The following is a 20,867-nucleotide window of genomic DNA, read 5'->3' as shown; positions in this document are numbered from 1 at the left end:
ATGACCCAGACAGTCAGCGTCACCCGCGATATCAAGTGTCCGTTTCCCGAGAGCGGCCGGTTCGTCACCGACCCGCACAGCCTGTTCCCTCAGGTCTCGATCTTCAGCCGGTGCAAGTTCATCCAGGCCCGCGACGACGGCGAGCTGTGGGACGTCTATCTGGACAGCGGCACCATCCAACTGGGCGGGCGGGTGCTCATTGCGACGCCCACCGGCAGCCTGCTGAAGTGGCGGTCGGTGCAGGGGACCCGCCATTCCTTCTCAGCCCTGGCCGAACCGCACCGCGAGTTCAGCCGGCTCACTCTGACGCTGACTTTCACCACCACCGGACTCGGCGTCGCCCGGCTCAGCGAATGGCTCGGGCGCGGGTTGGTCACCCGCAATCTGGAAGCCGCGGCCGAAGAGATACGCCATCACCTGGAGTTCGAGCGGTAGACGGAACTCGAACGCGGCTCGATTTGTGACCATGAGCACGCCCTTTACCCGGCGCCGAAATTTAAGCCGCGAGGCAATTGTGTGATTTATTGGTGAAGGCTGTGCGAACGGCGGGCAACATATAGTCGAACCTGCCGTAACACAGCAACGTGCTTACAGCTCGACGCTGCAGCGACAGGGGGGTGCCACGGTGGCCGGCCCGCGACGGAAATTCATCCGTCGGCGGGCGGCCACAGGCATGGGAGCGTACGGGCTCGCGTCCGACCACATCGATCGGAGGGAACGCCATGGACTTCGGAATGCTGCCGCCGGAGATCAACTCGGCGCTGATGTACGCGGGTCCCGGCTCGGGCTCGATGCTGGGTGCGGCCGCCGCGTGGGACGCGCTGTCCGCCGACTTGTACTCGACGGCGAGTGCATATCAGTCGGTGGTCTCTACGCTGACCGCCGCCCCTTGGGTGGGCCCGGCGTCGGCGTCGATGTCCGCAGCCGCCGCCCCTTACGTGGCGTGGCTGCAGGCCACCGCCGTGCAGGCCGAACAGACCGCCGGCCAGGCGAAAGCGGCGGCCGTCGCTTACGAGACCGCTTTCGCCGAAACGGTGCCGCCTCCGGTCGTCGCGGCCAACCGCTCCCTGCTGGCGACGCTGGTAGCCACCAACTTCTTCGGGCAGAACACTCCGGCGATCGCGCTGACCGAAACCCAGTACGCGGAGATGTGGGCCCAGGACTCGGCCGCCATGCTCAGCTACGCCGCGGCGTCGGCGGCGGCGACCACGCTGACCCCGTTCACCGAGCCCGAGTCCACCACCAATTCCGGCGGGTTGCCGGCCCAGGCCGCCGCCGTGGCACAAGCGAGCGGCACCTCTGCCGGACAGGTGCAGAGCGCCGTCACCACGGCGACTCAGGCGTTCTCGGCGGTCCCCGACACCTTGACCAGTATGGCCGCCCCGGCCGCGGTGACCGACCCTCTCGTGTCCGGCCTGTCGCTCCTGCAAATCCTGGACTTGTTGGGCGACCTCAGCGGCATCTTCCTCGATCCGGAGCTCGGTGCATCGGGACTGACCCTGGACGGAATCCTGGCCGGTACCGCGTTGCCCTACGACATCAACGGCTACTACATCGGTGAACACACCGATGACATCGTCAGCGGCTGGGCAGGTGTCGAGACGTGGCCCGGGACCGGACCGGCCACGCCGACGTCGTTCCCGGTCATCAACCCCGGCGTCTCGGCCGGACTGGGGGAGGCCAGTTCGGTTGGCGCGTTGTCGGTGCCCGCCGGCTGGACGACGGCGGCCCCGAACGTGCGGCTCGCCGCGATGGCCTTGCCGGCTAGCAGCGCTGCCGCGGCCGCCGAGGCCTCCGGCGCCGGGAGCGTGTTCAGCCAGATGGCGCTGGCCGGCATGGCTGGTCGTGCGATGGCCGGCACCACCGGATCCGGTGGCGCCGGGACGCGCACCCGCGAGCGGCTCGGCGGCGTGACCAAGCGGCCGGCGGAGGGCAAGGGCGACGTCAAGGGAGACGCCGACGCGAAAACCGAGGCGAGCGGGCACGGCACCGACGAGGCCGTCCCAGCGGCCCCCCTCGGCGGCCCGATCACCAGCATTGCCGCCGAGCTACGGGAGCTGGCGTCGCTGCGCGATGCGGGCATCCTCACCGACGAAGAATTCACCGAGCAGAAGCGGCGCCTGCTGCCGCGCTGACCCTGCCGCCGAACTTCCGCGAAATTCGGCGCTGCCCACCGCTCCGGGAGTGCAGCTACTTGAGCCGGTTGGCTGCGAAGGTGGCGGCCTGCTCGACCATGCCGTTCTCGATGTAGGTGACGTGGGCGATGATGTTGCCGCCGCCGGTGCAGATCGGATCATCAGAGGCGCATTGGCTGATCAGCTTGCCGCCGTAGGCCGGGTTCAGCGTCGGCAGCGGACCGCCGCCCCACAGCGCGCTGGAGAAGCCGCTGGACGGCTCCCCGAAGTACGCGACTGCGGCAACGTGGCTGGCGGTCGCCGGCGGCATCTGGTTGCTGGCCAGATTGATCACGGTGGCCCCCTGGGAGTAGCCGCCCAGCACGATCTTGGTGTTGGGGCAGCTGGCCACGGTGCCCTGGACGTGTGCGCTGGCGTCGTCGGCGCCGGCCGACGCGCTGTTGTGGTAGTCGTCGTTGGCCGGGTAGTTGACCGCGTAGACCTCGACGGACTTGCCGGCGATCTGCGAGGTCAGGGAGTCGACGAACGCCTGGCCGATGTTACCGAGTCCCGGTTCCTGGTGGGTGCCGCGCGCGAACACTATCGAGACATCCGCACAAGGGTCGGCACCGGCGGACGGGATGGCCAAGGGCACGCTCAGCAGCGCCCACGTCGCCGTAACGAAGACACCGAGGATAGGGGCAAGGCTGCGGGCAGTCATGCCCCGATCCTGGCATACCGCCCCGCAGGGTGCTGGCGGCGGTCGGCCGGCTGCACCAGAACGCTCGCAAATCGGGAGCCGCCGATCCCGCGGGAGAGGGTCGCGGCTGAGGGGTTTGCCGAACCGTCCGGGCTTCCTACGGCCGCTGAGTTTGGCAACCGCTCGCGGCGGGAAAAGCGGGCAAATACGCTCGTCATCGAATCACCGATGACAGACTGGAACATCACGAGATGAGGTGCGCAATGTGGTCGATGGTTTGCCGGCTGTTGACCGTGGCCGCGATGGTGGTGGCACCGATGGCGGTCGTCACGATGGTGAACCCGGCAGTGAGCTCGGCGGATTGCGGTGCCGGTGAATGGTGGGATCCGACCGGCAAGGTGTGCCGACCGCTGGGGGTGGGGCCACAACCGCTGGCGTGCGGAGACGGCCAGTGGTGGGATCCCACCGCGAACGTGTGCCGCCCGCTGGGGGTCGGCCCGCAGCCGCTGGCCTGCGATAACGGCTGGTGGTGGGACCCGGGGACCAATACCTGCCAGCCTCCGCTGGTGCCCCCGCCGCAGTAGCGGCACCGCGCCGGACGCCTATCCTGTCGCGAGTGCCCGAATCGTCCGTCGCGGAATTGCGCAGACGCCTGGACGAGCTGACCGTTCGCGATGCGGACCGGCTGCGGCGGCGGTTGCGCAACGTGCGCGGCGCCGGGCCGGAGAAGCTGCGTCAGCTCGGCGAGCAGATTGCCGACGCGGAGGCGCTGGTGGCGGCGCGGCGGGCCGCGGTCCCGGTGATCGGCTATCCCGACCTGCCGATCAGCGAGCGGCGACAGGACATCGCCGAGGCCATCGCGGGTAACCAGGTGGTGATCGTGGCCGGGGAAACCGGTTCGGGCAAGACGACCCAGCTACCCAAGATCTGCCTCGAGGTCGGCCGGGGCGTCCGCGGCGTGATCGGGCACACTCAGCCGCGGCGGCTGGCCGCCCGCACGGTGGCGCAGCGCATCGCCGACGAGCTGGGCAGTCCGCTGGGCGACGTGGTCGGCTACACCGTTCGCTTCACCGACCAGGTCAGCGACCGCACGCTGGTCAAGCTGATGACGGACGGGATCCTGCTGGCCGAGATCCAGCGCGACCGCCGGCTGCTGCGCTACGACACCCTGATCCTCGACGAGGCCCACGAACGCAGCCTGAACATCGACTTCCTGCTGGGCTACCTGCGCGAGCTGTTGCCGCGCCGGCCGGACTTGAAGCTGATCGTCACCTCGGCGACCATCGAGCCGCAGCGCTTCGCCGCGCACTTCGGCAACGCACCGATCGTCGAGGTATCCGGGCGGACGTACCCGGTCGAGATTCGCTACCGGCCGTTGGAAGTTCCGATCCACACCGGGCCACTCGAGGATGAACCCGACGACCCCGACCACGAGATCGTGCGCACCGAGACCCGCGACGAGATCGAGGCGATCGTCGACGCGATCGGCGAGTTGCAGGCCGAACCGCCCGGCGACGTATTGGTGTTCCTGTCCGGAGAACGCGAAATCCGGGACACCGCAGAGGCTTTGGCCGATCTGGAAAACACTGAAGTGCTTCCGCTCTACGCCCGGTTGCCAACCGCCGACCAGCAGAAGGTGTTCGCGTCCCATACCGGGCGCCGGGTGGTGCTGGCCACCAATGTCGCCGAGACGTCGCTGACGGTGCCCGGGATCCGCTACGTCGTCGACCCCGGCAACGCCCGCATCTCGCGCTACAGCCGCAGGCTGAAGGTGCAGCGGTTGCCGATCGAACCGATCTCGCAGGCATCCGCGGCGCAGCGGGCCGGCCGGTGCGGTCGGGTGGCGCCCGGGGTGTGCATCCGGCTCTACTCCGAGCAGGATTTCAGCACCCGGGCGCGCTACACCGAACCGGAGATCCTGCGCACCAACCTCGCCGCGGTGCTGCTGCAGATGGCGGCGCTGCAACTCGGCGACATCGAGAACTTCCCGTTTCTGGACCCCCCGGACCGGCGCAGCGTCCGCGACGGTGTGCAGCTGCTGCAGGAACTCGGCGCCTTCGACCGGCAGGGCGCGATCACCGATCTGGGCCGCCGCCTGGCGCGGCTGCCGGTGGACCCACGGTTGGGCCGGATGATCCTGCAGGCCCAGACCGAGGGATGCGTGCGCGAGGTGCTGGTGCTGGCCGCGGCCCTGACCATCCCGGATCCGCGGGAGCGCCCGGTCGACCGGGAGGAGACGGCCCGCCAGAAGCACGCCCGGTTCGCCGACGAGCACTCCGACTTCGTCGCCTACCTCAATCTCTGGCAACACCTACGCGAGCAACGTAAAGAGCTGTCCGGCAGCGCTTTTCGACGGATGTGCCGCAACGATTTCCTGCACTACCTGCGTATCCGGGAGTGGCAGGACCTGGTCGGGCAGCTGCGCGGGATCGCCCGCGACCTCGGCATCCACGAATCCGACGAGCCGGCCGGCCAGGCCGAGATCCACGCGGCGCTGCTGGCCGGATTGCTGTCTCACGTGGGATTGCGCCGCGAGGATGCGCGCGAGTATCTGGGCGCACGTAATGCCCGGTTCGTCCTTGCGCCCGGGTCAGCGCTCGGCAAGCGGCCACCGCGCTGGGTGGTGGTAGCGGAGCTGGTGGAGACCAGCCGCCTATACGGGCGCACCGCGGCCCGTATCCAACCGGAGATGGTCGAACGGATCGCCGGCGATCTGGTGCAGCGCACCTACAGCGAGCCGCACTGGGATGCCAAGCGCGGCGAGGTGCTGGCCTATGAGCGGGTGACGTTGTACGGGTTGCCGCTGATCGCGCGTCGCCGGGTGGGTTACGGGGGCGTGGAGCCGGCGGTCGCGCGCGAATTATTCATCCGCCATGCACTGGTCGAGGGCGACTGGCACACTCGCCACCACTTCTTCGCCGACAACGCCCGGCTGCGAGCCGAACTCGAGGAGCTGGAGGAGCGGGCGCGGCGCCGCGACCTGCTCGTCGGCGACGACGACATCTACGCGCTCTACGACGCCCGCATCCCCGCCGAAGTCGTCTCGGCCCGGCACTTCGACGGGTGGTGGAAGAAGCAGCGGCACCGGACCCCGGATCTGTTGACCTTCACCCGCGAAGATCTGCTGCACAGCAGCGATACCGGTGATGACGATCGCCCCGACACCTGGCGCACCGGTGATGCCGCGCTGCCACTGACCTACCGCTTCGAGCCCGGTGCCGACGACGACGGCGTCACCGTCCACGTACCGATCGATGTGCTGGCCCGCCTCGGCGGCGACGAATTCGCCTGGCAGGTACCGGCGCTGCGTGAGGAACTGATTACCGCCCTGATCCGATCCCTGCCAAAAGAGTTGCGGCGCAACTTCGTTCCCGCACCCGACACGGCGCGCGCGGTACTGGCCGGAATCGAGCCTTCCGGCGCGTCGCTGCTGGAGTCGGTGCAGCGCGAATTGCGCCGCCGCACTGGCATTCTGGTTCCGATCGACGCTTTCGCATTGGACAAGCTGCCGCCGCATCTGCGGGTCACGTTCGCCGTCGAGTCCGCCGACGGCAGCGAGGTCGCCCGCGGCAAGAACCTGCGGGCACTGCAGGAGCAACTCGCGGCGCCGGCACGGGCGGCGGTCGCCCACGCGGTTGCCGGCGTGGAGCGCTCCGGGTTGCGGCAGTGGCCCGACGACTTGACGGAGTTGCCTCGCGTCGTCGAGCGCGTCGTCGCCGGCCGCTCGGTGCGGGGGTTTCCCGCCTTCGTCGACGCGGGCAACGAGGTCGACGTGCGCGTTTTCGCCACCGAGGTCGAGCAACGCGGCGCCATCCATCCCGGCCTGCGCCGGCTGCTGCGACTCAGCATCCCGTCGCCAGTGAAAGCCGTTGAGCGGCAACTTGATCCACGTGCCCGGCTGACGCTGGGCAGCAACCGCGACGGGTCGGTAGCCGCGTTGCTCGAGGATTGCGCCGACGCCGCGACGGACGCGCTGGTCCCGCGGCCGGTGTGGACCCGCGACGAGTTCGCGTCGCTGCGTGACCGCGTCGCGCAGGATCTGGCCGCCACCACCGTCGACATGGTGGTCCGCGTCGAGAAGGTGCTGTCCGCCGCGCGGGAGGTAGAACTGCGACTGCCCGCCGAACCAACCGCCGCCCAAGCGGAGGCGATCGCCGATATCCGCGCCCAGCTCCACCGGTTGTTGCCGCCCGGATTCGTCACCGCCACCGGGCGTGCTCACCTCGGCGACCTCACCCGCTATCTGACCGCGATCAGCCGCCGCCTCGACCGGCTGCCCCAGGCGATCCAGGCCGACCGGGACCGCATGCAGCGGGTACACGCCGTCCAGGAGGCCTACGACCGACTGGTGCAGGCGCTCCCGCCGGCCTGGGCCGGTGCGGACCAGGTAACGGACATCGCCCGACAGATCGAAGAGCTGCGGGTGAGCTTGTGGGCCCAGCAACTCGGCACTCCTCGACCGGTCAGCGAGCAGCGGGTCATGCGGGCCATCGACGCCCTGCACGGGCGAATCTGACCCGGAGGGCTGCGGACACCGCGCGGCGATGGAAGTATCGCGGGGTGGCCACCAAACAACCCCAGACAATCTCCTACCCGGCGACCGACGCACGCCCGCACCGCCACGACACCGCCGCACTGGACCCGCACGTCATCGTGTTGTTCGGCGCGACAGGGGATCTGGCGAAACGCAAGCTGATTCCCGGGCTGGCTTACCTGGACCAGTCCGAGCTCGCACCCGATATCCAGATCATCGCGACGTCGCTGGAGGATCTCACCGACGACGAGTTCCGCAAGATCGCCAAGCACGCGATCGAGTCGTTCGGCACCCACAAGCTCAACGCCGACCAGTGGGAGGATTTCGCCAGAATCGTCCATTACGTTCCGCAGGGCGCCGGGTCGCAGGCACTGGCCGAGGCGGTTGCGCAGGCCGAAAAGAACCTCGGACCCAATGTGCGCCGCCTGCATTACCTTTCCGTGCCGCCGAAGGCGGCGCGTGACGTGATCACCATGCTGCGCGAGGCCAATCTGGTGGAACGCTCGCGAGTGGTGATGGAAAAGCCGTTCGGCACCGACTTGGAAAGCGCCGTCGCGCTCAACGATTTCGTGCACGAAACCTTCGAGGAATCCCAGATCTTCCGCATCGACCATTTCCTGGGCAAGGAGGCGGCGCAGAACATCCTGGCGTTCCGTTTCGCCAACGGTTTGTTCGAACCCATCTGGAACCGCAACTTCATCGACCACATCCAGATCGACATCCCGGAGACCCTCGGGCTCGACGAACGGGCCAACTTCTACGAGAACACCGGCGCCTACAAGGACATGGTGGTGACCCACCTGTTTCAGGTGATGGCGTTCGTGGTGATGGAACCGCCGACGGCGCTCGAGCCGTACGCCATCAGCGAAGAGAAGAACAAGGTGTTCCGCTCGATGCTGCCGGTGAAAACGTCCAACGTGGTGCGCGGCCAGTACGCCGGTTACCGCAAGGAGAAGGGCGTGGCCAAGGACTCCGACACCGAAACGTTCATCGCGCTCAAGGTCGGCATCGACAACTGGCGGTGGGCCGGCGTCCCGATCTATCTGCGCACCGGCAAGAAAATGGCCGAAGGTATCCGCATCATCTCGATCGCGTTCAAAGAGGCGCCTCGCACCATGTTCCCGCCCGGATCGGGGGTCGGTACGCAGGGCCCCGACCACCTCACGTTCGACCTCGCCGACAACTCGAAGGTCTCGCTGTCGTTCTACGGCAAGCGGCCCGGGCCGGGGATGAAGCTGGACAAACTGTCGATGCAGTTCTCCTCGCAGGAAGTGGACACCGTCGTCGACGTGCTGGAGGCCTATGAGCGGCTGATCCTGGATGCGATGCGCGGCGACCACACACTGTTCACCACTGCCGAGGGCATCGAATCGCTATGGGAGCGTTCGCAGGACCTGCTCGACGACCCGCCGCCGGCCAAGATGTACCAGCCGGGAACCTGGGGGCCCAACGCCATCCACCAGTTGATCGCGCCCAATGCGTGGCGGTTGCCGTTCGAGCGGGAGTGGCGCCAGGCGCCCAACTCCAACCGGGGCCGACAGTAACCGTCCAGGGCGACTGAGTAGGTTGAACGCGATTCCGGGCGAGGCCGGAACACGTTCGAACATTGGGTTGAAAGGGAGCTCTGTGGGCCAAGAAGCGGCCATGGCCGAAGCCGATCGCGCGTGGATGATCGACACGCTGCTCGCGTTGCTGCAGACACCGAGCCCGTCGGGGCGCACCGACGCGGTGATGCAGCTGATCGGCGACACCCTGGACGACTTCGGCGTGCCCTTCTCGCTGACCCGCCGCGGTGCGTTGACCGCCGAGCTGGCCGGGAAGTCCAAGACGACGGATCGTGCGCTGGTGGTGCACGCGGACACCATCGGCTGCATGGTGCGCCGGCTCAAGGACAACGGGCGCCTCGAACTGGTGCCGGTGGGCACCTTCTCGGCCCGGTTCGCCGCCGGCGCCCGGGTGCGGATCTTCATCGACGACCCCGAGGAGTTCATCACGGGCACGGTGCTGCCGCTCAAGGCCAGCGGGCACGCGTTCGGCGACGAGATCGACACCCAGCCCACCGACTGGGACCACGTCGAGGTTCGGGTGGACCGGCGGGTGAGCTCGCGGGACGATCTGGTCCGGCTGGGACTGAACGTCGGCGACTTCGTCGCGTTGATCACCAGCCCCGAACTCACCGCGGACGGCTTCATCGTGTCCCGCCACCTGGACGGGAAGGCGGGGGTGGCGGTCGCACTGACCCTGGCCAAGAACTTCTCCGAGAACAAGGTGGTGCTGCCGCACCGGACCACCATCATGGTCACCATCACCGAGGAGGTTGGCCACGGCGCCAGTCACGGGCTGCCCGACGACGTCGCCGAGCTGGTCTCGGTGGACAACGCGGTGTGCGCTCCCGGCCAGCTCTCCCGGGAAGACGGGGTGACCATTCCGATGGCCGACATGCACGGCCCGTTCGACTACCACCTGACCCGCAAGTTGTGCCGGCTCGCCGCCGAACGTGGTATCCCGTTCGCCCGGGATGTGTTCCGCTACTACCGGTCCGACGCCGCCGCCGCCATCGAGGCCGGCGCGGAAACCCGGGCTGCGCTGGTCGGCTTCGGCCTCGACGGCAGCCACGGCTGGGAGCGCACCCACATGGATTCTCTGGAGGCCGTGTACAACCTGCTGCACGCATGGCTGCAGACTCCGCTGACGTTCGCCCAATGGGACGCCAAGCCGTCGGGCAAACTGCGCGACTTCCCGTCGTCGAAGCAGCCGGCGCCCTCCGAACAGTGGGTGCCGTTGTCGCGTGGTGAACACGGCGATCCCGGGGATGCCCTGCCGGGGACGACCTGGCCGCCGTCGACGCCGCCGGCGGGTCCGCAGGCCTAAGCCGCTGAACCCCGCGGGCTCAGTCGGGGATGTAGTCGAACGTGTCCGGGTGCGGCCCGTTGCGTCCGTCCTCGCCGCGGTCCAGGCCGCTGATGGCGGCCATGTCGTCCCCGGACAGCTCGAAGTCGAAGATCTCGAAATTCTCTCTCATGCGTTCGGGGCTCACCGATTTCGGGAACACGATGTCGCCGCGCTGGATGTGCCAGCGCAACACCACCTGCGCTGCCGTTTTGCCGGTCGCCTTGGCGATGCCGGCGATCACTTGATCGTCGAGGACCTTGCCTTGGGCGATCGGGGACCACGCTTCGGTCGCGATGCCGTGTTCGATGTCGTAGGCGCGGACCTCGTCGTTGGCGAAGTACGGGTGCGCCTCGATCTGGTTGACGGCGGGGACCGTCTGCGATCGGGCGGCCAGTTGGTCCAGATGTGCCGGCTGGAAGTTCGAGACGCCGATGCTGCGGGCGCGTCCTTCCTTGGCGAATTCCTCCAGCGTGATCCAGGTGGAGACGAAATCGCCGTCGTAGAGCGTCGGCAGCGGCCAGTGGATCAAGAACAGGTCGACGTAGTCCGAACCCAGCGCGCTCAGCGTGTCCTCGAACGCGCGACGTGCATCGTCGGGGCGGTGGAAGCCGTTGTTGAGCTTGCTGGTCACGAACACCTCGGCGCGGTCGAGGCCTGCGTCGCGGATCCCTTGCCCGACGTCCTTTTCGTTTCCGTACATCTGCGCGGTGTCGATGTGCCGGTAACCCACCTCGAGCGCGGACCGCACTGCGGCCGCCGTCTCGGCCGGTTTGATCTGGAAGACGCCGAAGCCCAGCTGCGGGATGGCGTTCCCGTCGTTCAGGGTGATTGACGGGACATTACTCATGTTCATTCCTCCTCGTCCGTTACGGCTGTGGACGGGGATACCCACTTCCCGCGATCAACCCAATTCGGCGCTGAGGTAACCGACCGCATTGCGGAACGCGGCAAGGATCTCGTTGTCCGGCATCGCGAAGCCGTACCGGTCGTAGACCTGCTCGGTGGGGTAGCGGGTCACCGTCCAGCCGCTGGCCTCCAGGTGCTCGCCGGCCGGCCGCCGGGGACCGAGCCACACGAGTTCGGCGACGTCTATGTCCAGTCCGTGCTTGCGCCAGCCGCTGCGCATAGCGCGCGCCCGCTCGTCGGTGAACACACTCATGTCGGTGATGTTCTCCGTTGCCATCCGGCTGCCCGGCGCGCTGAGTGCGGTGATGTGGTCGAGCAGCCGGTCCTGGGCTTCCGGCGGCAGGTAGGGCAGCAACCCCTCGGCGATCCAGGCGGTCGGTTCGGATGCGTCGAACATGTTGTCCCGCAACGCCTCCGGCCAGTCATCGCGCAGGTCGACGCCGACCGGACGGCGCTCGGCGGTCGGTTCGGCACCGATCTGGGCCAGCGTGACGCTCTTGAAGTTGATGACGTCGGGCTGGTCGACCTCGAACACCACCGTGCCCGCGGGCCAGTTCAGGCGGTACGCGCGGGCGTCGAGCCCGGCGGCCAAGATGACGGCCTGGCGGATGCCGGCATCGGTCGCGGCGCGGAAGAAATCGTCGAAGAACCGGGTGCGGACGGTGATCTGCTCACGTCGCTGCTGGTAGGTGAAAGGCATCTCGGAGTCTTCGAGCGGTATCTCGCCGTCGAGCATGCGAACGAAGAACGGATGCCCCACGGCACGCACCAGCGGGTCGGCGAATGGATCGTCGAGCAGGGGATCCGGTTCGCTGGACGCCAGCGCCCGAGATGCCGCCACCATCGTCGCGGTCGCTCCGACGCTGGAGGCGAGATCCCAACTGTCACCCTCGGATCGCGCTGAACCTGCAGATGTCACCGACTGCTCCCGTCCCTCGATACAGCGCAAGCCTAACCGCGTGGGCCCCGGGTCGCTGGGCGGCGGCTAGCCTTCCGGTATGACGGACACGGTCGTCGTCAAGGTCAAGCCCGGCAGCCGCAAGGGCCCGCTGGTCGAGGTCGATGCCGACGGGGAGCTGACCATCTACGTCCGCGAACGGGCGATCGACGGAAAGGCCAACGACGCGGTGCTCAGGGTGCTGGCCGCGCACCTCCAATTGCCAAGGAGCCAAATCGAATTGGCGTCGGGGACGACATCGCGGGTGAAGCGCTTCCGGGTCAGCCGCTAGTCGGCACTCAGCGTGCGGGATCGCTTGGCCGCATACATGTGCTCGTCGGCGAGCCGCAACAGGTCCCGCTCACCCGCGGCGATCCCGGCACTGAAGCCCACGCTGCCACTCACTTCGTCCCAATGATCGCGAAGCCGTGCGACGACGTGCTCGGCCTGCGCCCGATCGGCGTTGACGAGCATCAGCAGGAACTCGTCACCGCCGATGCGGAACACCACGTCGTCTTTGCGGACCGACCAGCGCAGTGCGTCGGCGAACGCCACCAGAAGTTCGTCGCCGGCCTCGTGGCCGTAACGGTCGTTGTAGCGCTTGAAGTTGTCGAGATCGAGCAGCACCACGGTCGATTCGCCGGCATGCATCGAAAGCTGGGGCCCCAGCGTGCTGCGGTCCAGGAGTTGGGTGAGCGCATCGGTCTGGGCGACCTTGCGCAGCAGGGCGCTCTGCTGTTCCAGCTGGGAAATGAGCCAGGCAGGTACTTCGGCGACCAGAACCCACATGATCGCGGTCAAGATCACATTGGGCCATGCACCGGGTAGTTGCCTGGCGCCGCCTATCACCAACGCCGGAACGGCGATTGGCAGCAGGGCCAGGGAACGCCAGCGTGGCCGCGTCAGGCCCAGGAAGGCGAAGTTGATCGTGATGGTGCCGGGGTAGTCCCGGGTGGCGTAAGGCTGCACCAATCCGACGACGAGCGTGGTGACAAGCGCTACCCACGGCCACACGATGAGCAGGGCACGGCGGTCCTGGAAACCGCGTAGCCACCCGATCGACGCGCCGAGCACGGCGAGGACCGCCGCGCTCCCCAGCAACCAATGCAGCCGGGTGTCGTGTTTGGCGACCTCGTAGTGCGCTGCACCCAGCGCGTAGATACCGAGCATGCTGAGGTATCCGATCAAACCGATCAGATGCCATTGCCGCGCAGACGGCCGCGGGTCCACATGCCAGGACACGAGGTAAGGATAAGGTCGCCGGGGGCTCCCTGAACTCGTTCTGCGCAGTTCGCCGGCTTCATTGTGCGCCCGATTGGTACGGTTTTCGGCCAATGCCCTTCTCAGGCTGTGGTTGCGACGGCGGGAGGAGGTGGGAACGTATCGGTCCTCGACCCGAGGTGGCCTCATTCGGTGAGACGCCGGAAGAAGTTGCCGGCCATTGCCAGGTAGGTCTTCGGAGCCGCCAGGTGCACCACGTGGCCAGTGTCGACCTTGCGATATTCCCCGGCAGCGAGCAGGGAAAGGGCCCGGTTCGCGTCGTCACGGGTCATTGCGCCGTCGAGGGTGCCGTCGGCGAGGACGGCGAAGTCGGCCTGAACCAGCAGGGCGGGGCAGCGGATCCGGGCGAGCGCCTCGGCATGGTCGAAGCCGGCGTTCCAGCTGCCATCGTGGAAGGCGGCGCCGAAACGGGGGTCGTATTGGTCCATGCCGCGCAGGAATAGCCGCACGGTGTCGTTCGGCAGCAGCCCGATGTCCACCGGTTGACCAGGATGCGCTCGCCGGTTGAGCTTGACCAGCTGCGTGAGCAGGACGGCTGATCCGGGCGCGACGTTTCGGGTGAAGAAGGACCGGTTGGCGTGGATCCAGTACAGCAGGAAGTCGTCGACGCCGTCGCGGACCGCATTGGCGCAGGTGGCAAAGGATCGGTCGGCGATCGTCGTCCGGATGCGCGGATATTCGGCCGAGAACAGCGGCGGGTCCTCGAGTATGACGGCACGGACCCACTCGGGGCGGTGCGCCGCCAGCCAGGCGGCGAGCAGGCCGCCCGAGGAATTACCGCTGAGGTAGCTGGGCGCCGTCACGACGGTTTCGACGAAGGCGCTCAGATCGGCCCCGATCTGGTTGGCGCTCATCGAATAGCCTTCGGGGACAACGGTTTTACCGTGTCCCGGGTAGTCGACCGCGAACACATGGAAGTTGGGGGCCAGCGCGGGTAGCACCCGGCTATAGCTGAACCAGTCCATGTGCTGGGCATGCAGTAGCACCAGGGGAGGACCGCTGGGTGGGCCTTCGGCGTAACTCCACATCACCTCGCCGACCCGCGTGGTCCGCTGTCGGAAACCGGCCGCCGCAACCCGTGCGTGCCACGGGTCGGCGCGCGCGACGACCCGGAGCATGGGTCCGGCGCCGACTCGTTGCCGCAGCTCAGCCGGACGAGTCGAGAATCTTGATCGCGAAGATGAGCGAGTCGCCCGGCTGGATCCCGGCGCTGGGCTGACCGTTCGGGTAGCCGTCGGCGGAGGTCATCGCGACACCCACGGTGGATCCGACCTTCTGTCCGGCGATGGCCTTCTGGAAGCCGGGCACCACCCCGTTGAGTGGGAAGGCGACCGGTGCGCCCCGTTCATAGCTGCTGTCGAACACCGAGCCGTCGCGTCCGTTGACGCCCATGTAGCAGACGTTGACCCTGGCCGTAGCCGGGACGACGGGTCCGTCTCCGGCGTGCAGCGTCTGCACCTGGGTCTGGCTCACGCTGAACGGTGCGGTCACGGTCACCCGCGGAGCGGCCGTATCGGTCGATCCGGTGACCGCGACGCTGCCGGTGGTCCCGGCCAGGGTCCAGTCGGGCGTTCCGCCGCTCGGCGGCGCGGCGGTGGGGCAGGTGGCGGCGGCATTCGCCGTTCCCGGCCCGACGAACGGCAGGAGCAGCGCTGTCGCTGCCAGCGCGACGGCGGAATACACGCGTAAGGGATTCACGGCCGCCACGCTACAGCCAGGCCTGCCGTCCCTTACCGCAACCCTGCGGACCGGTTAGCTGCTGATGCCGGCCAGCTCGTGTGCCACCGCATTGAATGCGCACAACGTGTCCGCAAGCGGGCGCGGGTCCTCGGAGTGCGGCTGCGATGAGACCTTGGCCGCGACCAGGTCGGCAGCCCGGTTGACGTAGATCAGCTGACCGCACATGCCCACGCACAGCACCACGTTGCTGCCCGGGTAGGGGAACCACATCTGGTTGCGGTACATGCCACCGGGCATGCCGGTGTCGTCGGGGCTGGCGGCGAACGCCTGCCGTGAGTCGGGGCCGCCGTCGAGGGTGTCGGCGATCCAGGCTTCGGGCAACACCTGCTGATCGGTCAGCGAGACCCCGTCGCGCAAGAACAACGACCCGAAGCGGATCATGTCGGTCAGGCAGGCGCTGATGCCACCGTCGAAGAATCCGGTACCCGCGGGGTCGAGCCCGATGGTGGCGTCGCATTGCGCGCCGAGGCGGCTCCACAGCAGTTCGGTCATCAGCTCAGGCATCGGTTGGCCGGCGGCCGCCTCGCAGACCCAGCCCAACACGTCGGTTTCGCACGACCGATAGTCGAACGGCCCGCCGTGCGCGGTTTTTCGCCGCAGGGTCAACAAGAAGTCGCGCAGCGTGGCGGGGGCGTGCGGACTGCGCCGGGTCGCCCAGCCCATCGCCTGGTCGAGCAGGTGAATTTCCGCCGCGGGGTCGCGGTAATCCTCGGAGAAGGCGATGCCCGACCTCATATCCAACAGATGTCGCACCGTCGCGCCGGCGTAACCGCAGCCGCCCAACGCCGGAACGAACGCCGTGACCGGGGCGTCCAGGTCGATCCCACCGGCGCCGTGCAGCGTGCCCACGACGGCTGCCACCAGGGATTTGCTGACCGAGAACAGCAAGTGCCGTGTCCGGTTCCCCATCCCGTGCAGGTACTCCTCGGCCATCAGCGATCCGTGGTGGGCCACGGCCCACCCGTCGGTGGCGGTGGCGGCCATCACTGCGCCGACGGTGGTGGCCACGCCCTGGCTGCTGGTCACCTCGAGCTCGGCCACTGGCGCGCCGGCGGTGGGCAGCGTGGCGACCGGCCCGGTCCCGCGGGAGATCACCGCGGTCGGAACAAAGTCTTCGACGTGCTGCAACGACCAGCGTGCATAGGGCCCCGACAGCCAGTTGTCCAAGGAGATACCAGCCGGTATGGAACTCATTGAGCGGCTGCTCAGGCTCGGGCGACGAGCCGCGAGATGATCGGTGCGGCCGGCGTCAGGGGCGTCGAGACGAACTTGGCCCTCATGCCTTTGACCCAGCGCCGGCAGCGCTCGCTGAGCTGATAGTCGTCGGTCTGCAGGTGTCCGCGGGTGACGAGCACGCCGAGTTGGGCGCCCTCGGAACGTAAGTCGCCGGGAGCCGCGACCCGCATGTAGAAAGCCTCGGACCCGTCGAGCAGGGTGGCCCAGTCGTTGGCGGTGCGCGCGAAGGAGACCCGGCCATCGTCGTCGATGCGCCATACACCGGTGCGTGGCGTCGCGGTGAAGAGCTCGATTTCCGGGGATGTCTCGGTGATGATCACCTGGCCCCAGACCTCGTCCTCGCCGTAGCCGCGCTCCCAGCGCGCGTTGATGGCGTCGATGTCGAGCTCGTAGTCCACGTCCATGTACTCGAGCAGGTGAAAGAGAAATAGCGGCATGTCGGCGTAGGCCTCGGTGGTCAGGTTCGTCATCGGGCTGGCGCCACTGAGGCGCGGGTTCACCTCGCCGAGGTATAGCTCATCGGAGTCGAGGTCGTGCAGGAGGTCCACTTCGAAGTAGCCGCGATAGCCCTCGCGGCGCATGACGTCGCCCAGCTTTCCGACGATTTCGCGTGCGGTGTGCGTCTGTGCGGGCGGCAGCACCTCGCGCCAGACGTCGTTGCCGCACCAGCTGCCCCGGTGCGGAGTCAGCTCGGAATAACCGACGAGACTCGTCATGGCCGGCCCGATCACGGTGCCGTGCCGGGTCACGGCGCCCTCGAGACACACCTCGACGTTGCGGATGCGCTTCATGACTTTGACTTCTGGCTGCGCGGTCAGGTCACCGGCGTGCTGGTCCCAGTCGTGTTGACCGTGCACGAAGAATGTCCCGCTGCCGGCGTTTCCGTAAGCGACGGAGATGACGAGATCGTCTCCTAGTCCGGCGTTTTGCGCGAGCGCCAGCAGTTCGTCGTAGGAGCCGGCCCGACCGATCGCGTGGGGCACGCTCGGAATGCCCGCCTCGTTGGCCAGGCGCGTCATGACGATCTTGGAGCTCAGCCGTTGGCGCAGCTCGATCGGCGGGTGCATGACCTCAAGCCCCGCCTGCCGCGCGAGGGCCTGAATTTCCTCGTTCATCATGACGAAGCAGGCTTTGCCACCCGGACCTTTGCCCGCGATGAACTCAAGCGTTTCGGGATCGGACAGCAGGTGGCTGCACACGTCGTCCATGGAGTCGAAATCACGCCGGTCACGTCGCCGCGGTACGAACACGCGCGAGTGATTGCCCTCAAACGAGTCAAAGTAGGTGAGGTAAAAGAAGTTTCGTATCCACCGATCCACGCCGAGCAGGTTGAACGGGGTCGGCGAGATGAAATACAGCGGCACCTTGTTCGTGTGAAAGAACGCGCGTACGTCCGAAAGGCCACTCAGCGGGCGCTGCGGCTCCGGCGCGGTGTCGCTACCCATCACGCTGCAAGCGGTGACGTCGACAGCGGATTCCGGCGCGCTGCGCGCGGCCTGGGCGGGCATGCTGCAATCAGCGCTGCAGTGTTGAGATGACTTATCGGCATTCGACAAGTGTGCGCCACTGCCCGTCACCGTGTCGAAGTGGACACCGCAAATTCGTGTGTCGGTCAACCCGACGAGGAAGGGGATTTTACGGTGGTCATTCTCATCGCGTTCGGGTCTTTCATCACCACCTGGTTGGGCGGCTGGGGCGCGATGCGGATTGGCTCCTATCGCCAACTCGTCCTCGGACTTGCGGCCGGATTGATGCTCGGAGCGGTCACGTTCGACCTGCTTCCGGAGGCGATGAGCGATCCCGAATGGCGCCGGTTCGGAATTCCGGTGCCGCTCATGGCCTTCGTCCTCGGGTTTCTCGTTCTGCACGTCGTCGAGAGCACAGTAGGCATCCATCGCGGACGATCCCAGAACGGTGCCGAGGTTTCGGATGCTCCCAGCGTCGGACTGTTGGCGGCGTCGGGTCTGGTGGGTCACAGCGTCATGGACGGGTTCGCCATCGGGGCGGCGTTTCAGGTGGGGACCGGGATCGGCGCCGTCGTCGCCGTAGCCGTGATCGGCCATGATTTCGCGGACGGCTTCAACACCTACACCGTCACGCGGCTCTACGGGAACGACCGGCGAAAGGCGTTGGCGTTATTGGCGGCTGATGCCGCCGCACCGGTGATCGGTGCGGCCCTGACACTTGTGGTGACCATCCCGCATCGTGTGCTCGACACTTACCTGGGGTTCTTCGCGGGTTTCCTGATGTACCTGGCCAGCGCGGACATCCTGCCCAGGACACAGACCGGGCGTCGCGCCGGCGTCACGCTGGCGTGCACGATCGGGGGTGTCCTGTTCATGCTGTTGATCGTCGGACTGGCGAGCTAGGTGGCCGGCAATTGGTGTCGGCAGTTATTGCCGTGCAACGGCTTTGGTTCGCGTCGCGCTCCGATTGTTACTGGCTGATGAGCCGGGCCGGCATGTCGCCGGCCGGCTACCAAGGAACGCCTACTGGTGTTCGTCGTCCGACTTGCTCAACACGCGGTCCGCGCTGCGGACGAGACTGCGGTGGAAGTCGTATTGCGCGGTGACGAGCTTGTCGGCGAGTTCGATCGCCGCGTCGACGAGCTTCGTCCGTAGCGGTTGGACGGCCTCGGGGATGACCTCGTCAACTGTCTGACGGAACTTACGCAATGCCTCACCTGCGGCATGCTGACCGGCTTTGGCCGTTTCGCGCAGCTCGTCGACCAGATCAGTCTCTTGGCGTTCGACTGTCTTGGGCTTTAGTGTCTGCGTCATTTTTCGCCTTCTTCTCTGTTCTTCTGTGTCGATATTTTCTTTGGACACCAACGACGTTAGTGCTCGCTGCGGCGGGCCGGTACGGTCGAAAGTCCCACGGTCGAGTGTCGTTGGTCTGCTCTGGGGGCCCGGCGAGCTCACCTCGGAAATCCCTGCGGCACACAGAGATAGCCTGGGTCAGGAGGTGGCCTTCGCGTTGATCGCCAGCGCGGTGTGGCCGATCCAGACGAACAGCAGAATTGGGATCCCCCCAGACGACGAGAAACCCCCTCCAGCGAGAGCGGTCCGCTCGGCGCGATGAACGCGACGAGAAGCAGTATGTGCCCGGCTGCGGCGATGACCGCCAGGTGAGCGGTCGAAAGCCGCAGTACCCGGTGGCGGTACACCGCGATCGCGAACGCACCCAACGCCACCACGGTGGGGATGCCGGACATCGCCAGCAGCCCGAAGCTGAGGTCGTAGAGCAGCGCCGACAGCTCAGGGCTGCGCGGTCGGTAGAGCAGAATGTCGAATGCGGCGAATCCGGCGAGGATGAGTGTGACCAGCCCGACGAATCCCGTGCCGAAAGCCGCGGCCAGTTGCGATCCAGCCGGAAGTCGATTGCGCAGCCGACTCCATACACCGGCGCCGAAGACGAACCAGCATCCGACGCCCACGGTGTAGAGCGCCTGCGCGATGACCAATCGGTCGTGATGTGCGGACGCCCAGAGCGCGATGTCGGCACCTGACGCGTGCGTCGGCGGAAATGACCAGATCGGATAGACGGGGATGGCGGCCGCCGGTATGGCGACCCGCAGCGTCCCGGCCCAGCGCGCCAGTTGCGTTTGCCCCGCCCCGTTTGTGCTGCACATCAGGAACCCCCGGTCCGACGTCTTACCGCTGGTCAATTTCCTTCCAATGGTAAGACTGCACCACATCAAGCAACTTATCAATGGTCAGATTGTCCGATAGACTCCGTCGTCATGCCGGCCGACCCACCGAGGAACTACCACCACGGACAGCTCGAGCGGGCCGGCATCGACGGTGCGGTGGAGGAAGTGGAGACCGTCGGGGTGGCGGCAGTGAGCATGCGACGCATCGCACGTCGGGCTGGTGTCTCACACGCCGCACTGGCCTACAAGTTCGGTGACAAAGCGGGAATTTTCACCGCGGTGGCCGCCGAGGGATTCCGAATTGCGGCAGAGAAGATCGGGGCCGTCGCCTCAGGCCCCGACGGGTTCGTACGCGGCGGACAAACCTACATCGAGTTCGCGCTCACCCACCGCGGCTACTTCGAGGTGATGTTTCGGCCCAAGCTCTACCGGGGCGACGACGAAGCTCTGGCGGCGGCGCGCACCGCCGCATTCGAAGTGCTCTACGGCACCGCCAGAGCCAGCCTCGAGGCGTACCGGCCGGGTGCCGTCACCGAAGAGGATGTGCGCGGGCTGGTATTGGCGGGGTGGTCCGCCTCGCACGGCTTTGCAACCCTGGCGCTGACTGCCAATCTGTCCGAACATCTCGAAACCGACGCCGCTGCCCTTGCGGCACAGGTCGTGCGCGGCATCGTCATCATGGGCCAGCTGGCGCAGCAGGCGTCTGGCGATTAGGCCCGAAGAGCAAAGCCTTTACACACGAGGACGCCCGACAGTCGTCCGATCGCGAAAGACCCCAAATGCGCGGTCAATCAGCCTTTTCACCGTACATACGAGGACGCTCGCCGGAGGTTGTGGCACGCCCGAGTTCAAGTGCGCCACGCACCAGGTACCAA

The 20,867-nt window shown here is 67.2% G+C and carries 19 protein-coding genes; 9 read left to right on the top strand and 10 right to left on the bottom strand.

The genetic code is table 11. From position 1 onward, the window contains the following. Together L6444_RS13725 and L6444_RS13720 are read left to right on the top strand one after the other, a co-directional pair. Positions 1 to 435 carry a hypothetical protein gene (locus L6444_RS13725; protein ID WP_236983373.1) on the top strand — a complete coding sequence of 145 codons (435 nt, stop codon included), beginning with the start codon at positions 1 to 3 and terminating at the stop codon, positions 433 to 435. 287 nt (positions 436 to 722) lie between these two features. Beyond that, positions 723 to 2,135, top strand: a complete 1,413-nt coding sequence (locus L6444_RS13720) for a PPE family protein, SVP subgroup (RefSeq protein WP_236983372.1) — start codon at positions 723 to 725, stop codon at positions 2,133 to 2,135. A 55-nt stretch (positions 2,136 to 2,190) separates the two neighbouring features. Here L6444_RS13720 and L6444_RS13715 read toward each other — a convergent pair whose 3' ends face one another. Next, positions 2,191 to 2,835, bottom strand: a complete 645-nt coding sequence (locus L6444_RS13715; protein WP_236983371.1) for a cutinase family protein — start codon at positions 2,833 to 2,835, stop codon at positions 2,191 to 2,193. Between the two features lie 242 nt (positions 2,836 to 3,077). Between L6444_RS13715 and L6444_RS13710 the strand changes: the two genes are divergently transcribed. The 4 genes from L6444_RS13710 to L6444_RS13695 all read left to right on the top strand — a co-directional run bounded on the left by L6444_RS13710 (position 3,078) and on the right by L6444_RS13695 (position 10,219). After that, complete coding sequence (locus L6444_RS13710; RefSeq protein WP_236983370.1) at positions 3,078 to 3,398, top strand: hypothetical protein; 321 nt, start codon at positions 3,078 to 3,080, stop codon at positions 3,396 to 3,398. 32 nt (positions 3,399 to 3,430) lie between these two features. Further along, on the top strand, positions 3,431 to 7,330 hold the full coding sequence (gene hrpA / locus L6444_RS13705) for an ATP-dependent RNA helicase HrpA (protein WP_236983368.1): 3,900 nt from the start codon (positions 3,431 to 3,433) through the stop codon (positions 7,328 to 7,330). A gap of 44 nt (positions 7,331 to 7,374) precedes the next feature. Continuing rightward, positions 7,375 to 8,892 (top strand): glucose-6-phosphate dehydrogenase, encoded by a 1,518-nt coding sequence (zwf, locus tag L6444_RS13700; RefSeq protein ID WP_236983366.1) that lies wholly within the window; start codon positions 7,375 to 7,377, stop codon positions 8,890 to 8,892. A gap of 82 nt (positions 8,893 to 8,974) precedes the next feature. Next, entirely contained in the window at positions 8,975 to 10,219 is a 1,245-nt protein-coding gene (locus L6444_RS13695) for an osmoprotectant NAGGN system M42 family peptidase (RefSeq protein ID WP_236983357.1), read from the top strand. 19 nt (positions 10,220 to 10,238) lie between these two features. Here the strand turns inward: L6444_RS13695 and L6444_RS13690 are convergent, their stop codons facing one another. Then, positions 10,239 to 11,087 carry an aldo/keto reductase gene (locus L6444_RS13690; RefSeq protein WP_236983355.1) on the bottom strand — a complete coding sequence of 283 codons (849 nt, stop codon included), beginning with the start codon at positions 11,085 to 11,087 and terminating at the stop codon, positions 10,239 to 10,241. A 54-nt stretch (positions 11,088 to 11,141) separates the two neighbouring features. Next, a complete protein-coding gene (locus L6444_RS13685; protein ID WP_236983353.1) occupies positions 11,142 to 12,065 on the bottom strand; it encodes a class I SAM-dependent methyltransferase in 924 nt (307 codons plus the stop codon). Positions 12,066 to 12,144: 79 nt separating this feature from the next. Here L6444_RS13685 and L6444_RS13680 point away from each other — a divergent pair, with 79 nt between their 5' ends. Continuing rightward, entirely contained in the window at positions 12,145 to 12,375 is a 231-nt protein-coding gene (locus L6444_RS13680; RefSeq protein WP_236983351.1) for a DUF167 domain-containing protein, read from the top strand. Here the strand turns inward: L6444_RS13680 and L6444_RS13675 are convergent. From L6444_RS13675 to L6444_RS13655, 5 genes are all read right to left on the bottom strand, one after another. Further along, positions 12,372 to 13,325 carry a GGDEF domain-containing protein gene (locus tag L6444_RS13675; RefSeq protein ID WP_236983349.1) on the bottom strand — a complete coding sequence of 318 codons (954 nt, stop codon included), beginning with the start codon at positions 13,323 to 13,325 and terminating at the stop codon, positions 12,372 to 12,374. The genes L6444_RS13680 and L6444_RS13675 overlap by 4 nt on opposite strands. 164 nt (positions 13,326 to 13,489) lie before the next feature. After that, positions 13,490 to 14,392: an alpha/beta fold hydrolase gene (locus L6444_RS13670; protein ID WP_255731304.1), complete on the bottom strand. Its 903-nt coding sequence runs from the start codon at positions 14,390 to 14,392 to the stop codon at positions 13,490 to 13,492. Between the two features lie 118 nt (positions 14,393 to 14,510). Beyond that, positions 14,511 to 15,071, bottom strand: a complete 561-nt coding sequence (locus tag L6444_RS13665; RefSeq protein WP_373877336.1) for an FKBP-type peptidyl-prolyl cis-trans isomerase — start codon at positions 15,069 to 15,071, stop codon at positions 14,511 to 14,513. Between the two features lie 45 nt (positions 15,072 to 15,116). Then, a complete protein-coding gene (locus L6444_RS13660) occupies positions 15,117 to 16,298 on the bottom strand; it encodes a serine hydrolase domain-containing protein (RefSeq protein WP_236983346.1) in 1,182 nt (393 codons plus the stop codon). Positions 16,299 to 16,309: 11 nt separating this feature from the next. Then, positions 16,310 to 17,785: a biotin carboxylase gene (locus tag L6444_RS13655; RefSeq protein ID WP_236984117.1), complete on the bottom strand. Its 1,476-nt coding sequence runs from the start codon at positions 17,783 to 17,785 to the stop codon at positions 16,310 to 16,312. Between the two features lie 255 nt (positions 17,786 to 18,040). Here L6444_RS13655 and L6444_RS13650 point away from each other — a divergent pair, with 255 nt between their 5' ends. Further along, positions 18,041 to 18,709 carry a ZIP family metal transporter gene (locus L6444_RS13650; RefSeq protein WP_459551936.1) on the top strand — a complete coding sequence of 223 codons (669 nt, stop codon included), beginning with the start codon at positions 18,041 to 18,043 and terminating at the stop codon, positions 18,707 to 18,709. A gap of 120 nt (positions 18,710 to 18,829) precedes the next feature. On the opposite strand, the gene L6444_RS13645 is transcribed toward L6444_RS13650, so the two are convergent. Then, a complete protein-coding gene (locus tag L6444_RS13645; RefSeq protein ID WP_236983345.1) occupies positions 18,830 to 19,120 on the bottom strand; it encodes a hypothetical protein in 291 nt (96 codons plus the stop codon). 137 nt (positions 19,121 to 19,257) lie between these two features. Next, positions 19,258 to 20,007, bottom strand: coding sequence for a hypothetical protein (locus tag L6444_RS13640; RefSeq protein ID WP_236983343.1), 750 nt, complete (start codon positions 20,005 to 20,007; stop codon positions 19,258 to 19,260). A 75-nt stretch (positions 20,008 to 20,082) separates the two neighbouring features. Between L6444_RS13640 and L6444_RS13635 the strand changes: the two genes are divergently transcribed. Beyond that, complete coding sequence (locus L6444_RS13635) at positions 20,083 to 20,706, top strand: TetR/AcrR family transcriptional regulator (RefSeq protein ID WP_236983341.1); 624 nt, start codon at positions 20,083 to 20,085, stop codon at positions 20,704 to 20,706. The last annotated feature ends 161 nt before the right edge of the window (positions 20,707 to 20,867 follow it).

Origin of the sequence: Mycobacterium kiyosense (assembly GCA_021654635.1) — a bacterium.
GTDB classification, from domain to species: domain Bacteria; phylum Actinomycetota; class Actinomycetes; order Mycobacteriales; family Mycobacteriaceae; genus Mycobacterium; species Mycobacterium kiyosense.
This window is presented reverse-complemented; position numbering and strand designations above follow the sequence as displayed.

Bases quoted from the DNA above. Each gene is read 5' to 3' on its own strand.
- L6444_RS13725 (WP_236983373.1), top strand. From the start codon at position 1: ATGACCCAGACAGTCAGCGTCACCCGCGATATCAAGTGTCCGTTTCCC.
- L6444_RS13720 (WP_236983372.1), top strand. From the start codon at position 723: ATGGACTTCGGAATGCTGCCGCCGGAGATCAACTCGGCGCTGATGTAC.
- L6444_RS13715 (WP_236983371.1), bottom strand. From the start codon at position 2,835: ATGACTGCCCGCAGCCTTGCCCCTATCCTCGGTGTCTTCGTTACGGCG.
- L6444_RS13710 (WP_236983370.1), top strand. From the start codon at position 3,078: ATGTGGTCGATGGTTTGCCGGCTGTTGACCGTGGCCGCGATGGTGGTG.
- L6444_RS13690 (WP_236983355.1), bottom strand. From the start codon at position 11,087: ATGAGTAATGTCCCGTCAATCACCCTGAACGACGGGAACGCCATCCCG.
- L6444_RS13680 (WP_236983351.1), top strand. From the start codon at position 12,145: ATGACGGACACGGTCGTCGTCAAGGTCAAGCCCGGCAGCCGCAAGGGC.
- L6444_RS13670 (WP_255731304.1), bottom strand. From the start codon at position 14,392: ATGTGGAGTTACGCCGAAGGCCCACCCAGCGGTCCTCCCCTGGTGCTA.
- L6444_RS13660 (WP_236983346.1), bottom strand. From the start codon at position 16,298: ATGAGTTCCATACCGGCTGGTATCTCCTTGGACAACTGGCTGTCGGGG.
- L6444_RS13655 (WP_236984117.1), bottom strand. From the start codon at position 17,785: ATGGGTAGCGACACCGCGCCGGAGCCGCAGCGCCCGCTGAGTGGCCTT.
- L6444_RS13650 (WP_459551936.1), top strand. From the start codon at position 18,041: ATGCGGATTGGCTCCTATCGCCAACTCGTCCTCGGACTTGCGGCCGGA.
- L6444_RS13645 (WP_236983345.1), bottom strand. From the start codon at position 19,120: ATGACGCAGACACTAAAGCCCAAGACAGTCGAACGCCAAGAGACTGAT.
- L6444_RS13635 (WP_236983341.1), top strand. From the start codon at position 20,083: ATGCCGGCCGACCCACCGAGGAACTACCACCACGGACAGCTCGAGCGG.